The organism is Ruegeria sp. CDSC054 (assembly GCF_059610645.1).
Genome location: NZ_JBXWOA010000017.1, coordinates 1 through 15976, shown reverse-complemented (window position 1 = coordinate 15976; position 15976 = coordinate 1). Strand labels below are relative to the sequence as shown.

Here is a 15976-nt window from a genome sequence, read left to right as displayed (position 1 = left end):
GGCTGCGTGCCGCGATTTTAGGACCGCGAGTTCACACAGCGCGCAGCATTGCCACCATTGGCCATTTTCAAACAAAAAGCCGCTCTGCGGTGTAATCCGAGACATTGCCAAGCTAACTGAGCTCGCGAAAACGTTTTAGTCGAACCACGATACGTCCCAGTTGGGCGTCTTTTTGTTCTTCAAATCACCGGTCACGCCCGGTGTTTGGCCAGTTCACTCCAACACAATTCAAGAGCAGCCGAAGTGTTTTGGGATTTGCGCGCCGCGCAGATGTTCCATGAAAGGCTCTGTTTCATCGACACCGGTTTGATTTTCTTTGTGCTGATCAGTTCTGCGAAAGTGTCCGGCATCCCTCCTACGATATAGTCTGGCTCTTCCAGTAATCCGGTCAGAAAGTTGTAATCGTCGCATTCGACATTCGGCTGGACATTGACTTTATTGACCGCGTCAGTGTTGCCGCCAAGTGACTTTATCAGAGTCGCTTTCCAGTGTTTGTGAAGATGCGGTGATGCAAAGGGAAAGTCGAAAACACCTGCCATTGTTTGCGGGCCGCGTTGGTGAATTTCATGATCGGGGTGCGCAACAAACTGAATTTGCCGTTTTTCCATCACCATGATTTCGACATTATCCGCATCTGGAGTGTAGGTCAGATCGCCCAGAAACACATCGAACTGCCCCGCCTGCAACAAGTCGAGCGGACGCGCGTAGGCGCTCACCAGTATTCTGAATCGCAGGTCGGGCATCACTTGCCGCACAGACCGCAGGACGGGCACGATCAGAGATCTTGTGGTCAGAGGTCCGCAACCGATCAGCAAAGTACCAGGTCCGGCGTCACGCAAACTGGCAACACGCGTCGCATAGCGATCCAGGTCTTGCCGCAGAGCCTTAGCGATGGGCAAAAACTCCTGCCCCGCCCGCGTCAGCGTACTGCTGTTGCGCCTTCGATGAAACAGCACGAGCCCTGCATGGTCCTCGGCTTGCCCAATATAGCGGGAAAACGACGCGTTGGAGGCACCCATCACGCGGGCCGCGTGTTGGAAGCTGCCAGTTTCAGCCAAAGTAAGAAAGGCGGTTAATGCGTTTTCATTCATCGTGCGGTCAATTTCATCTCAGTTATCGGTTTTTAACTTTCATAATGTGAAATCCTAGTAAAGCTCTGTTGCAGCATTAAAGTTTCGACCGTTATCCCTGATGAACCTTCCGATATTTCCATCATCGGTATCGCCTTCCACTTCCGCAGAGGTCAAAATGTTCAACCTTCGATCCATTGCGTTTTCGGCAACGGTGACCACAGCTTCGGTCTGTGCTACGCCTGTCTTGGCCGAAACCGACCAACCCAATATCCTTGTCATCATGGCCGACGATGTGGGGTGGGCCAGTCTTGGCAGCTATCATCAGGGGGTTAAAAGCATCAAAACCCCCAATCTCGATCAACTGGCAGCGGATGGCATGCGCCTGACGGATTATTATGCTCAGCCAAGCTGCACGGCGGGGCGTTCGGCCTTTATCACCGGACAGTTGCCGGTTCGTACCGGGATGCATACCGTCGGCTTACCCGGAGACCCCGAAAAGGGTCTGAGTGATGACGATCCCACCCTGGCCAACATGCTGAAATCCTTGGGTTACACGACCGGTCAATTCGGTAAGAACCATTTGGGCGATATGAACAAGTTTCTGCCAACGGTGAAAGGTTTTGATGAATATTGGGGTTGGCTCTATCACTTGAACGCGATGGAATACACGTCCGACCCGGACTGGCCCAAAGATCAAAAGTTCAACGACACTTTTGGTCCTCGGAATATCATCCACGCCTATGCGACAGATACGGTTGATGAAACGGTAGACCCGCGCTGGGGTCTGGTCGGCAAGCAACGCATCATCGACGATGGCCCCGCTCCGCCTGAACGGCAAAAAACGCTGGACGACGAAGTGACAGCCCATACTCTGGGATTCATCAACCGCGCGGTTGAAAGTGACACCCCGTTCTTTGTCTGGATGGCACCGGCGCGGGCGCATGTCTGGACACACCTGAGCCCTGAATACGAAGCCATGCTCGGCGATGGGCGTGGGTTGCAAGATGTGGTGATGAAGGAACTTGACGACAACGTAGGAAAAGTCATGGAGCGGTTGGAAGAACTGGGTGTTTCCGACAATACGATTGTTGTATTCACTTCCGACAACGGCCCCGAAACCATGACTTGGCCCGACGGGGGAACAACGCCGTTCCACGGTGAAAAGGGCACAACCTGGGAAGGCGGTTTCCGCGTACCTGCCATTATTCGCTGGCCCGGGAAAGTTCCCGCCGGAACCGTAAGTAATGGCATCTTTGCTGGGCTCGACTGGATGCCAACCCTGGTCGCGGCTGCAGGTGGACCGGATGACTTGCCGGATGCTTTGTTAGAGGGTCACGAAGGCTATCAGGTGCATCTTGATGGTTACAATCAGTTGTCGTTCTTGACCGGCGCAAGCGACAGCAGCCGCGAAGAAATCGTCTACTACGAGGGACCGGACCTGCAGGCCGTACGCCACGGTGACTGGAAAGCGCATTTCACAATTCAAACCGAAGGGTGGGCTGGCCCCAAAGAGGAGTTGAATGCTCCGCTTCTATTCAACTTGCGCCGTGATCCCTACGAAAAAGCGGCCGAAGAGTCGGGGATGTATACCCGGTGGATGGGCAACAAAATGTGGGCCTTTGGTCCTGCGGCTAAGATCGTTCAGAACCACCTGTCTACGTTCAAGGGCTATCCTCCGCGGGGATCGGACATAACCAATCAAACTCACGTGGAAGAACAAATCTCGACCGAAGGCGGGATGTCACAGTAAAACAAACAATAGTCGGGAGGCATTCAATTGTGCCTCTCGATCTTCTTAATCGAGTACTTGAAAACACCTGCGCACGTGGGTCAGCTTTGATACCTTGCTCGGGCACTCGTGTATGCCGCAGCGTCAAAAAGTCTGGGCTCGACGCCGATGTAGGAGCAATCGTGACATCGATTCGACCGCCCCAACTTCGCTCAGCTTTGGATCGGTTCTTACAGCACGCGTTCACTCCGACGGGCGAAAGCCTCAAAAATCTAACGCAAGACCGGAATCCTTCGCGCTGTGCAGCTTTTGCTGGGTCACACGAAAGTCGACAGCCGGGGCGCTACCCAGGCATTGAACTGGAGGGCGCGTTGAGCATCTGGCAACAGTCGGCGAGCGGCTCCGCCATTCCAGAACGGTTCTTTATCTTCTGTGCGTCATTGGGCCGTTTTGAGCCCATAATGTCCGATGCTGCGCAGTGCATAAAGGTCTGCTTCGGTGAAATCTGTTGAGCTCTGCACTTTTGTTGAAGCTCACTCGAATAAGTGCCATGCTAAGCATAATTTCGAACAGAAACTTGGCAAGATCTGACCGAAGGATGGATTCACTCCTTTGATTTACGTTTACTATTTTTTCTACCTTTTGGCTTGGATTTTCGGGGTAACACGACGAGGCAATGATGCCGCGAAAACCAAGAGAATTGGTGTTAGGCTAACCGTTATCTCTCTGCTTACTACGGTTGCCTTTTTTGTTTTGATAAGCGGCATAAAGATGGGTGGCCTTATTTTTGGTGCCATACCACTTTTTCTTCTTTTTCCCATACTCGCGCTTGGAATTGGCCTTGTCACTTCAGCAGTTGCAAATGACCTTGCAAACCGAGGCCTGACGATTTCCGCCCATGCCGTCCGGGTAATCTCGTTGGTCGGCCCTTCTTTGGCAATTCTGTTTTTATGGTGGAACCAACACATAGATGAACAGCAGCGCCGGGATGACTTGGCTGCTTTCCAGGCTGGCGAGCTTGCTGGGCAAATCGGTGACGAAGAGATTCGTTTTCCCGCAAGTCCACAGCTTGAGACCATTCATTCGTGTAGGGGAGATCAGCCCTGCTACACGAAATTTTGGCGCAGTGGAGACACACTGCAAGACATGGTTGCATATGGGGTGGGCGAAGTCAGTTTTACTGAAATTGAGCTGATCCCCGTGCATAGCACATGTGACGGTCCCACCGCGCCACTGAACGCATGTTTGCAACAGTCCGAACTTCAGAGGTGGTGTGAAACAAGGGTGGCGCTTTCTGAGAGCATCTGGTGCCTGGGGAGGCCAAGGCATAGGGTGGTATTCTCGCCTGTGGCTGAAGGCAATTTGCGGCAATTCCAGGAGGAAAACTGGTTAGGTACTGATACAGATAGCCTCGGGACAGATTATGTTGGCAATCCTATTGCAATTGAATGCAATGCCCGCCGCGATGAAAGCATACTGAGCAATCCTCACCTTAGTCGCTATTGCCGTGTCAAGTTTAGCGTTGCTGCTGATGTGATTGCCGCTGTCTATCTTGATAGGTTTGAGCCTTCTGAAATGAAATCGCAGGCAACAACCATGTTGGAATATGCGAGTGTAATCTGGGCGAGCGTAATCCAACAATGATCGTTCCAAGTGTGCCGACGACGTTGCTTCGTTTTTTAGGCGAACGCGTGTTGAGCAGACATTGATGCAAATACAACAAAGGTCTGCTTCGTCCGCATAGCAGACATTAACACCGCAAACAAAAAAAGCCGCGCTCGAAAGCGCGGCTTTAATATTTGGTAGAGTGCAGTTCTTAGCCCTGGCGAGCTTTGAACTTGCGCTGCGTCTTGTTGATCACGTAGACGCGGCCTTTGCGACGCACAACACGGCAATCACGGTGCCGGTTCTTGAGCGAGCGGAGCGAGTTCTTGACCTTCATGGGTCTGTCTCCAATCTGCGGCGCCTTCATCAAGGACGTGGCCAGCGCCTGGGTTTGCGGGTGTCCCGGGTCAGACCCGAAACAGTGAATAGATGGTGGGCGGTACAAGGATCGAACTTGTGACCCCTTCGATGTCAACGAAGTGCTCTACCGCTGAGCTAACCGCCCACTTAACCTTTGCGTTGCCCTGCCCCATAACGAAATGGGGCGCGGAACCCCGCGCCGGTAGCGGGGTCTATAAAAGGAGTCGCAAAGGGGTTCAAGGGGTTTGGTAGAACTATTTTCCGGTCTATGTTCAATGCGAACAAGGAGTCACCATGAAGAACGCTGCTTACGTATTGGATATGCCCGTCAAGCGCACGTCTTGCGTTGTATTTTCTTCTCCTCACAGTGGCCGGAACTACCCCGAAGCGATGCTGAACCGGACAGTTTTGAGCCAGAATGTGATTCGATCTTCGGAAGATGCATTCGTGGATCAGTTGTTTTCTGCAGCGACTGACCATGGTGCACCCCTGATATCTGCAACAAAATCAAGAGCCTATCTGGATCTTAATCGCAGTGCTGAGGAGCTGGACCCGGCCCTGATCCAGGGCGCGCGCCGCCACGGCCATAACCCGCGTGTCGCTTCGGGGCTGGGCGTGATTCCCAGGGTTGTCGCCAATGGGCGCGCGATCTACCGCGGGAAGCTAACGATGGATGAGGCGCGTTTGCGCATCGACACCTGCTGGCGTCCTTATCATGCGCGTCTCAAGTCGCTGCTGGCCGAATCGCACGCCGCTTTTGGTCAGGCCATTTTGATTGATTGCCATTCGATGCCGCATGAAGCGGTTTCGGTGGCCAGCACGACCACGTCCCAGCGCCCGCAGATCGTGTTGGGTGACAGGTTTGGCGCTTCGGCTTCGGCCGAGATTGTGGACCGGATCGAATGCGCGTTTGCCTCGGCGGGTCTGGTTGTCGCGCGCAACGCGCCCTTCGCCGGCGCTTACGTTACGCAGACCTACGGGCGGCCCGGGCGCAATCAGCACGCTATCCAGATTGAGATCGACCGCTCTCTGTATATGGATGAGGTCAAAATCGCGCCGAACGGCAATTTCGCGGCGTTTCAGGACGTATTGCGGCAGGTCATACGGGAAATTTCGGGTATTGGCCGCGATCCGTTGCGTCTGGCGGCTGAGTAACTTCAGCGCAAAGCCCGGCCTTTGACAATCGCATCCGTCCCGAATCTGCGCCGGATTTCATCCGTAGCGCGTTCCGCCTGAGACCGCCTGGACGCGTCGGGATCCAAAAGGTCTCCCGAGATGTCCGCCTGATCATCAGGGCACAGATCGGATATTCCGCAACCCAACAGACGATATGGCCCTTTGTCGCCGACCTGATCGAATAGCCCACGTGCGGTGCGGTAGATGCGGTCCGCGATCTGAGTGGCGTCCCGCAACGAGACACGTCGGGTGATGACCTTGTGGTTTGCTTGTTTAAGTTTCAGGGTTACGACCCGTCCGGCCAGCCCTTTGGCTTTGGCGCGATCCGCAACTTTTTCGGACATGCGCCACAGATGCCCGTCAAGGATGTCCAGGCTGGCTGTATCCTCGAAAAACGTGGTTTCGTTGCTGATCGACTTCATTGGCTCGTGCGAAGACACGCGCCGTTTGTCCTGACCGCGCGCCAGATGCCATAGCCGATAACCCATTGATCCGAACCGGGCTGTCAGTGCCTCCTGATCCCAGCGTAATAAATCCGAGAAGGCGCGGATGCCGGCACGATCCAACGATTCCTGTGCCGCCGGGCCGATACCCCAGATCAGGCGCACTGGTTTATCGTGCAGAAACTCGGCGGTCTCAGCTTTTCCAATCACTGAAAACCCACGCGGCTTGTCCAGATCCGAGGCGACTTTGGCCAGAAACTTGTTGTGCGACAGACCGATTGAGCCTGTTACGCCCAACTCGTCCTTCATCCGCTTAACCAGTCTTGCCAGCATGGCTGCCGGTGGCGCGCCATGCAGCCGCTGCGTACCGGACAGATCCATGAATGCTTCGTCCAGTGACAGTGGTTCGATCACAGGGGTCAATTCGTCCATCATGGCTCTGATCTGTCGTGACACCTCGGCGTAGACCGACATGCGAGGCTTGATGACCACGGCGTCCGGGCACAGTTGCAGGGCTTTGAACATCGGCATCGCAGAGCGGACACCCCGAATACGCGCCACATAACACGCGGTTGACACAACACCGCGTTTGCCGCCTCCGATGATCACCGGTTTGTCGGCCAGATCGGGATTGTCCCGCTTTTCAACCGAGGCATAGAATGCGTCGCAATCCATATGCGCGATGGACAGGTCGAACAGCTCGGGGTGCGTCTTGATCCGCGGGCTGCCGCAGGAAGGGCAGCGCGCTTCCTGTTCCAGAATCGAAAAGCAGTCGCGGCATAAAGCGGGCATTACATTTACATCTCAGTTTTATGCGCTTTGTCATATCAGGCGTTACTGGCTAAAATTTATCCGGTTGGGCAACAAAGAGAAAGCGCTCATGCAGTTCACGGGGGCGAAGGTCGCGCTGTTTCTTGGACCAGACCTTTTGGTCATTCAAAGGGACGACAAGAAGGACATTCCATTCCCGGGCCATTTCGACTTTCCCGGCGGAGGGCGCGAAGGGTCAGAGACGCCGCTGCAATGCGTCAGGCGCGAAACACTGGAAGAAGTCGGGCTGCACCTCGCCAAGGCTGATTTTGTCTGGTCGCGCATGTATGGGCAAAACTGGTTCTTCGCAGCACACCGGCCACCCAGCGACGTCAACCTGATCAGGTTTGGCGATGAGGGGCAAGGATGGCGTTTGATGTCGCCGGATATTTACCTTGAGAATGCGTTGGCGGTGCCGAATTTCGCGATCCGCCTACGTGACTACTTGGCCCAAGGTAGGCCGTCTTTTGATATGTGAGGTTTTCGGAAGAAGACCCCCCGCGATTGGCGGGGGGAGGTGACGGACCTCAGGAAGAGATGGTCCGCGGGGAGTATCACGTCCCCAGAATCGCGCAAATTTCGGGATTTAGATAGGACCCAGGTCACACAACGAAAACTCGCATATTTCATGTGTGTTTTGGGGCACAGGGACGATTTGGCGCGGAATTGGCAAAAAGTGACGTTGGGTCAACTGCTTGAGCCGCAGAAACCGTAAGAAATTGTCTGCGCGGACGCGACCACCCGGCATCAAGCCCTAAAAAATTTTAGCCTGCAATGCGTCGAGAGTTAAGCCCTGTTCGGTGCTTTTGCCTGCGGTGAGGACAATTCGGCAAGGATTGCCTCGGCAGCAGCTTTAGGGTCGTCGGCCTGATAGACAGGTCGGCCCACGACGATGTGGTCCACGCCATCTGCGACGGCATTTGCGGGTGTAGCAACTCGTTTCTGATCGCCAAGCGCGGCACCTGCGGGGCGGACGCCCGGGGTCACGATCAGACGACCTTCGGCCTGGGGCAGGGCACGGATTAGCGCGGCTTCTTGCGGGCTGGCGATGACGCCGTCGGCACCAGACTCAAGCGCGCGTGCAGCGCGTTCGACAACCAGATCCTGCACTTCGCCCTCTTTCAGAAGGCTGGCATCCAGGTCGTCGCGGTTCAGCGAGGTCAGGATGGTAACGGCCAAAATCTTGAGGTCTTTGCCAGCGGCCCCTTCTTTCGCGGCCCGAACCACATGCGGATCACCATGCACCGTCAGGAAATCCAGATCGAATTGCGCCAGCCCGCGAACGGCGTTTTCGACGGTGTTGCCGATATCGAACAGCTTCATGTCCAAAAAGATGCGCTTGCCGTGTTCCTGTTTCAGTTCATCGGCCAATGCCAACCCGCCACCGGTCAGCATCCCCAGCCCGATCTTGTAAAAGGAAACGCTGTCGCCCAGCTGTTCTGCCATGGCCAGACCCTGAAGGGCATTGGGAACATCTAGGGCTACGATCAAGCGATCATCGGACATGGTGCGGGCTCCTTTTTGGCAAACGTCTGCGTCCTAGCGGTTTCGGGCCGCCGTGTCCATGCAGCGCGCGTGATCCAGATCACGCAGCTTTGGCCGGACTGTGATATGGTGCCGGTCATTCATAAGAATTTTTCGATGGGGGGACTATGAAACAGGTATTTAGTGTTGGGATACTTCTGGCTCTGATGGGATGTCAGGATATGCCATTGGAAAATGAGGCCGCGGATACGGTCATCAAATCCCCGACAAATGACAATTTGCGTCTGGTGGGGGGATATCGCTCAACCGACGATGATTGCCAATTGACCGGCGAGACGTCATTTACAGTCAATTTTCTGGATGATGCAGCAGACCTTGTTTCCTGCCCGACGGGCAGCGACGCCGCACAATCATTGGTGGAAATGTACCCTGCACGCGAGGTCGCACAGACGGGCGGATATACTGTCTACACCGTGCCCCGACGATAAGTCTGAATCTGCGCTCCAGCCTCTTGAACGGGCAAAGATATTTCCCAGATTGAATGTGAGGCCCAGACCGACGCGTGCCGCCAAGCGGGCGCATCACATTCAGGGCGCTTAGGAAAAGGAGAATACTATGGACTTGAACAAGTTCACCGAGCGGGCACGGGGATTCGTGCAGGCGGCGCAGACGATTGCACTGCGCGAGGGGCACCAGAGATTGATGCCCGAACATCTTTTGAAAGCATTGATGGATGACGATCAGGGGCTGGCCAGCAACCTGATCACACGCGCCGGCGGCGCGCCAACCCGCGTGGTCGAAGCACTGGACGCCGCGCTGTCAAAAATTCCGAAGGTCAGCGGCGACGCGAGCCAGATTTACATGGATGGCCAGACCGCCAAGGTTTTTGCCGAAGCTGAAAAGATTGCCACTAAGGCGGGCGACAGTTTTGTGCCGGTCGAACGCGTTCTGATGGCGCTGTGCATGGTGAAGTCCAAAGCCAAAGAGGCTTTGGAATCCGGTGCCGTATCTGCGCAAAAGCTGAACGAAGCGATCAACGACATCCGTAAAGGCCGCACCGCTGACACTGCGTCGGCGGAAGAGGGCTATGACGCCCTCAAAAAATACGCGCGTGACCTGACCGAGGCTGCGGCTGAGGGCAAGATCGACCCAATCATTGGGCGGGATGAGGAAATCCGTCGCTCGATGCAGGTTCTGTCGCGCCGGACCAAGAATAACCCGGTTCTAATCGGGGAGCCTGGTGTGGGTAAAACCGCGATTGCCGAGGGTATGGCCCTGCGCATCGTCAACGGTGACGTGCCGGAATCGCTGAAAGACAAGAAGCTGCTCGCGCTCGACATGGGTGCGCTGATCGCCGGTGCGAAATACCGTGGTGAGTTCGAAGAACGCCTCAAGGCCGTTCTGACCGAGGTCACTGAGGCCGCCGGTGAGATCATTCTGTTCATCGACGAGATGCACACGCTGGTTGGTGCCGGTAAATCCGACGGTGCAATGGATGCCGCCAACCTGATCAAGCCTGCGCTTGCCCGGGGCGAGCTGCATTGTATTGGCGCGACCACTTTGGATGAGTATCGCAAATACGTGGAGAAGGATGCAGCTCTTGCCCGCCGGTTCCAGCCTGTTGTTGTGGCTGAACCGACCGTCGAGGACACGATCAGCATCCTGCGCGGCATCAAGGAAAAGTACGAGCTGCACCATGGCGTGCGTATCTCGGACTCGGCGCTGGTGTCGGCCGCGACCTTGTCGCATCGCTATATCACCGACCGTTTCCTGCCCGACAAAGCCATCGACCTTGTCGATGAGGCGGCGTCTCGGTTGCGGATGGAGGTGGATTCCAAGCCCGAAGAACTCGATCAGCTGGATCGTCAGATCCTGCAGATGCAGATCGAGGAAGAAGCGCTGAAGCTTGAGGACGACGCGGCCTCGAAGGATCGTCTGGAAGCCTTGCAAAAGGATCTGGCCGACCTGCAGGAGCAATCCGCCGAGATGACCGCCCAATGGCAAGCTGAACGTGACAAGCTGGCTGGCGCGCGTGATCTGAAAGAACAGCTCGACAAAGCGCGTGCTGATCTGGAAATTGCAAAGCGTGAAGGCAACCTCGCCAAGGCGGGTGAGTTGTCTTACGGCGTCATTCCCGAGCTTGAGAAAAAGCTGACCGAGGTTGAGAACGCCGAAAGCAGCCAGATGATGGCGGAGGAAACGGTGCGTCCGGAACAGATCGCTAGCGTTGTCGAACGCTGGACCGGTATTCCGACCTCGAAAATGCTGGAAGGTGAGCGCGAGAAGCTGCTGCGGATGGAAGACGATCTGCATTCGCGCGTGATCGGTCAGGATGCGGCGGTGACCGCCGTGGCAAACGCCGTGCGCCGCGCGCGAGCGGGCCTGAACGATGAGGGCCGTCCGCTGGGCTCGTTCCTTTTCCTCGGCCCGACCGGCGTGGGGAAAACCGAACTGACCAAGGCCGTGGCGAACTTCCTGTTCGACGACGACAACGCGATGGTGCGCATCGACATGTCCGAGTTCATGGAGAAACACGCAGTCGCCCGCCTGATCGGTGCCCCTCCGGGCTATGTCGGTTATGACGAAGGCGGTGTGCTGACCGAAGCCGTGCGGCGCCGGCCCTATCAGGTCGTGCTGTTCGATGAGGTCGAAAAGGCGCACCCGGATGTGTTCAACGTCTTGCTGCAGGTTCTCGATGACGGCGTTCTGACCGACGGTCAGGGCCGCACCGTGGACTTCAAGCAGACGCTGATCATCCTGACGTCGAACCTTGGGTCTCAGGCGCTCAGCCAGTTGCCAGAAGGTGCCGACAGTGCGCAGGCCAAGCGTGACGTGATGGACGCGGTCCGGGCGCATTTCCGGCCTGAGTTCCTGAACCGTCTGGACGAAACGATCATCTTTGATCGCCTAAAGCGGGCCGATATGGATGGTATTGTCGATATCCAGATGGCTCGTCTGCAGAAACGTCTGGCCGCCCGCAAGATCGAGCTGGTCTTGGACGGCGGCGCCAAGGAATGGCTTGCCGACGAGGGCTATGACCCGGTCTTCGGTGCACGCCCGCTGAAACGCGTTATCCAGCGTGCCTTGCAAAACCCGCTGGCCGAGGCTCTGCTTGCCGGTGAGATCAAGGATGGTGAGACCGTCCCTGTGACCGCAGGCTCAGACGGTCTGATTATCGGCGACCGGCTGGGTACGTCAGAGCGGCCCCGTCCGGATGATGCCGTGGTGCATTAAACCAAACAAAGGCCCGCCACTCCGGCGGGCCTTCTTTTTTAAGTCACTTCAAAAGCAACTTGTTCAAGTGGGTCGCAGTTGAACAAGTGAGAAAGACGAGGCGTCCAAAGAATCCATAGGGAAATCCATCGTCTCTGGACCCAGCCCCAATTCGCTCAAGTATTTTTCGGTCCCTCTGCGCCCAAATATGTGCTCAAGCACAGAAAACCCTTGTTCAGACGCGTAGGCGCTGACCTCAGTGGGAGAGATGTTGAAACGAAAGGGTTCGCCGACTCCGGCCACCGCATTTCCGATACTGTCGACTTCCTTTTGCGCTTGCGACGCTGCAGCGGTTGACGCGTATGTCGTCAGAAAACGCGTTTCATTTGAACCATTCGACAGGACCATTGTGTAGACATCTGCAACTTCGGGCGGTGCTACATATTCTAGCGAAACCTCAGCAATAAAGACCGTGCCCAGTTCATGGTCGTAACCGAGCGACTGCAACTTATCGAGCGTTGTCTCACGAGAGAAATCAACCGCCGTATATCGAACGTTTGGTGGAACGCCAAAATTTGAACTGACCAATGATCGCTTGGCTTCGATAGTCTCGGGGCGGTCAACCTCGAAAACTGGAATGTGGCTGTGACTGTTGGACAACCTCAGACCCAGCGTATCTAGGCCCGCGCCAAGTACTACGATCTGACGCGCACCATTCTTGATTGCAGTAAGCGCGCGGTTTTGCATGAAAGTCTTACGCCAAAGAACCGACGCGACGAGGCGGCGTGCCACTGAACGGTCATCGGCGAACTTGAGTACGGTTTCCCAGTCGGTAGCTTGGTCCAGGACCTCGGGCCCCTCGGTAGAACCGTTGCGAAACAGCTGCTCGGCAAATGGGTCGTAGAATACGCGTCGGTATGTTGGGTTACGGTTTACCAAGGCGCAAAAAGCGCAAACCCCAAGGGCGGTGCGGCTTAGCCCGGGAATGGCACTTTGCGGAACATAAAACATGAAAAGCTCGCTTCAATTGTCTGTATGACAACGTAGCCTGAATACCCTACCAATTGGCAGAGTTCAGATTATCCGGTCAAAGTCGCCAGTCTTTTGGAGATAAGGCCCGCCAGCAGGCGGGCCACTTCGTTCAAACCATTGCAAAAATGCGCGCAGGCCCGCCGGTGCCACCGGCATGTTTTGGCGCACCGATCACCAGCGTTGCGCCAGCCGCCGGTACGCGATCCAGTCCCGCGATATTCTCAATCCCGAAACGGCCCGTGGGCAGCCAAGCATAATGGGTGGCGAAGTCGGTCGATATGCCGTGGTCCAGGGACAGCGTGTCGGATGCGATCGAGCGTGCACCGGTCTCTTCGATCAGCATCATTGCGGCTTCGGGGTGGAAACCCGGGTAATGTTGTGCCTGACCGTCGAAACCGCGATACGCGTCGCTGTCAGCTTTGGCGGCCCAACCGGAATACAAGGCCACGCAAGCGCCATCCGGAATGTCTCCGTTGGCAGACATCCATGCCTTCAGGTCATCTGGTGTCAGCAGCGTATCGACATCCTCGGCTGCGCGGGCGGCAATGTCGACAACGCAAAGCGGTGCCACAAGATCGGACACGGGGATTTCGTCCACCGAAGCACCATCCGCTGAAAAGTGCAGCGGCGCGTCGATATGTGTGCCTGTGTGTTCATTGACTGTCAGGCGCTGCAGGTTAAAGCCGTGTTCGCCAAAATTGAAAACCTGTTCGGACGCGTACCCCGGTTCGCCAAAATAGGTTGGGAAATCGGCACTGATCGTATGGGTCATATCCTCGACCTTACCCTCACCAGCGGCGAGGGCGAACGATGCACTGGTGCCAGTTGCGGCAACAGCCACACCGGAGGCAGCGGCAGCTTTGAAGAACCCTCTTCTAGAAAGCATACGGTCTTTGACCGCGTTCATCACGCAGATGTCACACATTCGTCTTCTCCCTTTAGTCTTGCCCGACAATCGGGTGGACAGCGGATCTAAGGGCCTGTTGGCCAATCCTGGCTACAAGACTGCAAGTTGCGTGAAGCAGTTGTAAAGATTGAAGGTCCGGGTATTCCGCCTGAATTGGGCGTTGCGAGTTCAACTTGGCGTGACAGGTGCTAACGGTTTTGGCGCAATTCGCCCTCGGGGATGTCTGATGTGATTTGGTATGGACTTAGCGTGAATCGTTACAGTCTCGTCTCCCAATCGTGACGCATGTTGCCTTGGCGGTGTGGTATCAGCGGATTATCTGGAATCTCAGGCTAGCTTACCAAGGAGACTTAAATGGCGCATCGCTGGACCAATACACTGACACATGCCGACGTCACGCCACAGGCGGCGTTTTTGAATCGGCGGCAGGTGATGGCCGGCCTGGCGGGTGTAGGATTGGCGGGGCTGGCCAGACCGGCAGCGGCGCAGGAAGCACTTGAACCCAACACCTGGGAAGAGATCACCTCGTACAATAACTACTACGAATTCGGGACCCGCAAGGAAGATCCCGCAAGATATGCGCATACCCTGGTGACCGAACCCTGGAGCGTCACGATCGACGGTCTGGTCGACAAGCCGGGTGAATATGACTTCAAGGACATCATGTCCGAAATGACGGTCGAAGAGCGTATCTACAGATTCCGCTGTGTCGAGGCCTGGTCGATGGTCGTCCCGTGGAATGGCTTTGAACTGGCGGACCTTCTGAATATGGCTGGCGTACAAGAAGGTGCCAAGTATGTGGCCTTTGAAACGGCATACCGACCCGATGAGATGCCGGGCGTTCAGTTCCCGATCCTCGAATGGCCATACCGGGAAGGCTTGCGCCTGGATGAGGCGATGCACCCGCTGACTATTATGGCGACTGGTATCTACGACAAACCTATCCCGAACCAAAATGGCGCGCCGCTGCGTCTGGTGGTGCCGTGGAAGTACGGTTTCAAGTCTATCAAGTCTATTGTTCGCATCACCGTTTCGGATGTCGAGCCGCCCACCAGTTGGAACATGTCTGCCCCGCGCGAGTATGGCTTCTATAGTAACGTGAACCCCAACGTGGATCATCCGCGCTGGTCGCAGGCCTCGGAACGTCAGATTGGCGGCGGTCTCTTTGCCAAGCGTATCCCGACGCTGATGTTCAACGGTTACGAAGAAGAGGTCAGCGGACTTTACGACGGTATGGATCTGAAGGAATTCTACTAAGACCATGCAGACGCTGAATCAGATATTGCGCCGCATTCCGGTGTGGCTGGTCTACTTGCTGGGGGTGCTTCCGGCGCCCTGGCTGTTTTACCAGGGGCTGACCGGCGGTCTGGGCGTGGATCCGATTGAGGCGTTGGAACACCGGTACGGCGAACTTGCGCTTCAGCTGTTGATCGTCGTGTTGGCAATATCGCCGCTGCGGCGATTCTTTGGGCTGAACCTGCTCAAGTTTCGCCGGGCGCTGGGCGTGCTGACCTTTGCCTATGTCAGCCTGCATCTTTTGGTGTGGCTAGTGCTGGACGTGCAGCTGCCCAGTCAGATTTGGGCGGATATTGTGAAGCGCCCTTATATAACAGTTGGCATGGCAGCGTTTGTCATGATGATCCCGTTGGCGGTGACGTCAAACAATCTGTCGGTACGCAAATTGGGGCCCCGGTGGCGCAGCCTGCAGAGGCTTGTCTTACCTGCGGCGATTCTGGGCGGGCTGCACTATGTTATGCTTGCCAAGGGATTTCAGATCGAACCGCTGGTCTACCTGTCTCTGATCGTTAGCCTGATTCTGCTGCGCATTCCGGTTTCTGGCCTGCTGACTCGGTTTCGCCCGGCCGATTCCGCCTGACTCGGTGTCGAGTCTGTGGGTAACTCTGTCCAAAGCTCCAGATTCGCTGCCGGTTGCTCTGACGACCGCTTTTGTTGGAATGGTTATTATCGTATAACTTATTGGTTTTGAGCAATAAAATGTGACTTTTCGGTTTTTTACAAGTTTATCGAATTTTCTGCTTGCGGACTTATGCGGTTATACTTAGAACCCCCTTCACCGGCGCTGCTGAGGCGGTGCTGACGGGTCGGAGAGACGGCCGGACGGGTTGGAGAGACAGCCGGACGC

The 15976-nt window shown here is 55.9% G+C and carries 14 protein-coding genes, 1 tRNA gene and 1 pseudogene; 9 read left to right on the top strand and 7 right to left on the bottom strand.

Annotated elements, in window-relative coordinates:
• Positions 1 to 191: 191 nt before the first annotated feature.
• Positions 192 to 1091 (bottom strand): LysR family transcriptional regulator, encoded by a 900-nt coding sequence (locus AC2FGC_RS21700; protein ID WP_496727419.1) that lies wholly within the window; start codon positions 1089 to 1091, stop codon positions 192 to 194.
• Between the two features lie 157 nt (positions 1092 to 1248).
• Between AC2FGC_RS21700 and AC2FGC_RS21695 the strand changes: the two genes are divergently transcribed.
• From AC2FGC_RS21695 to AC2FGC_RS21685, 3 genes and pseudogenes are all read left to right on the top strand, one after another.
• Complete coding sequence (locus AC2FGC_RS21695) at positions 1249 to 2823, top strand: arylsulfatase (RefSeq protein WP_496727420.1); 1575 nt, start codon at positions 1249 to 1251, stop codon at positions 2821 to 2823.
• 210 nt (positions 2824 to 3033) lie between these two features.
• Positions 3034 to 3182: pseudogene (locus AC2FGC_RS21690) on the top strand (integrase); the annotation flags it as partial.
• Positions 3183 to 3414: 232 nt separating this feature from the next.
• Positions 3415 to 4446, top strand: coding sequence for a hypothetical protein (locus tag AC2FGC_RS21685; RefSeq protein WP_496727421.1), 1032 nt, complete (start codon positions 3415 to 3417; stop codon positions 4444 to 4446).
• 172 nt (positions 4447 to 4618) lie between these two features.
• Here the strand turns inward: AC2FGC_RS21685 and ykgO are convergent, their stop codons facing one another.
• Entirely contained in the window at positions 4619 to 4744 is a 126-nt protein-coding gene (ykgO, locus tag AC2FGC_RS21680) for a type B 50S ribosomal protein L36 (RefSeq protein ID WP_005648635.1), read from the bottom strand.
• A gap of 93 nt (positions 4745 to 4837) precedes the next feature.
• Positions 4838 to 4912 (bottom strand) — tRNA-Val (locus AC2FGC_RS21675).
• A gap of 149 nt (positions 4913 to 5061) precedes the next feature.
• On the opposite strand from AC2FGC_RS21675, the gene AC2FGC_RS21670 reads away from it, so the two are divergent.
• Positions 5062 to 5922 (top strand): N-formylglutamate amidohydrolase, encoded by an 861-nt coding sequence (locus AC2FGC_RS21670; protein ID WP_496727422.1) that lies wholly within the window; start codon positions 5062 to 5064, stop codon positions 5920 to 5922.
• A gap of 2 nt (positions 5923 to 5924) precedes the next feature.
• Here the strand turns inward: AC2FGC_RS21670 and AC2FGC_RS21665 are convergent, their stop codons facing one another.
• Positions 5925 to 7178 (bottom strand): DNA polymerase IV, encoded by a 1254-nt coding sequence (locus tag AC2FGC_RS21665; protein WP_496727423.1) that lies wholly within the window; start codon positions 7176 to 7178, stop codon positions 5925 to 5927.
• Positions 7179 to 7266: 88 nt separating this feature from the next.
• Here AC2FGC_RS21665 and AC2FGC_RS21660 point away from each other — a divergent pair, with 88 nt between their 5' ends.
• Positions 7267 to 7674: an NUDIX domain-containing protein gene (locus AC2FGC_RS21660; protein ID WP_496727424.1), complete on the top strand. Its 408-nt coding sequence runs from the start codon at positions 7267 to 7269 to the stop codon at positions 7672 to 7674.
• A gap of 308 nt (positions 7675 to 7982) precedes the next feature.
• On the opposite strand, the gene pyrF is transcribed toward AC2FGC_RS21660, so the two are convergent.
• A complete protein-coding gene (gene pyrF, locus AC2FGC_RS21655) occupies positions 7983 to 8702 on the bottom strand; it encodes an orotidine-5'-phosphate decarboxylase (RefSeq protein ID WP_496727425.1) in 720 nt (239 codons plus the stop codon).
• 146 nt (positions 8703 to 8848) lie between these two features.
• Between pyrF and AC2FGC_RS21650 the strand changes: the two genes are divergently transcribed.
• On the top strand, positions 8849 to 9169 hold the full coding sequence (locus tag AC2FGC_RS21650) for a hypothetical protein (RefSeq protein ID WP_170564848.1): 321 nt from the start codon (positions 8849 to 8851) through the stop codon (positions 9167 to 9169).
• Between the two features lie 127 nt (positions 9170 to 9296).
• Positions 9297 to 11915: an ATP-dependent chaperone ClpB gene (gene clpB / locus AC2FGC_RS21645; protein WP_496727426.1), complete on the top strand. Its 2619-nt coding sequence runs from the start codon at positions 9297 to 9299 to the stop codon at positions 11913 to 11915.
• A 63-nt stretch (positions 11916 to 11978) separates the two neighbouring features.
• Here clpB and AC2FGC_RS21640 read toward each other — a convergent pair whose 3' ends face one another.
• Positions 11979 to 12905 (bottom strand): class I SAM-dependent methyltransferase, encoded by a 927-nt coding sequence (locus AC2FGC_RS21640; protein WP_496727427.1) that lies wholly within the window; start codon positions 12903 to 12905, stop codon positions 11979 to 11981.
• Between the two features lie 130 nt (positions 12906 to 13035).
• Entirely contained in the window at positions 13036 to 13851 is an 816-nt protein-coding gene (locus AC2FGC_RS21635) for a cyclase family protein (protein ID WP_496727428.1), read from the bottom strand.
• Positions 13852 to 14187: 336 nt separating this feature from the next.
• Here AC2FGC_RS21635 and msrP point away from each other — a divergent pair, with 336 nt between their 5' ends.
• Positions 14188 to 15090: a protein-methionine-sulfoxide reductase catalytic subunit MsrP gene (msrP, locus tag AC2FGC_RS21630; protein ID WP_282171008.1), complete on the top strand. Its 903-nt coding sequence runs from the start codon at positions 14188 to 14190 to the stop codon at positions 15088 to 15090.
• 4 nt (positions 15091 to 15094) lie between these two features.
• Positions 15095 to 15709 (top strand): protein-methionine-sulfoxide reductase heme-binding subunit MsrQ, encoded by a 615-nt coding sequence (gene msrQ / locus AC2FGC_RS21625; protein ID WP_496727429.1) that lies wholly within the window; start codon positions 15095 to 15097, stop codon positions 15707 to 15709.
• Positions 15710 to 15976: the final 267 nt, after the last annotated feature.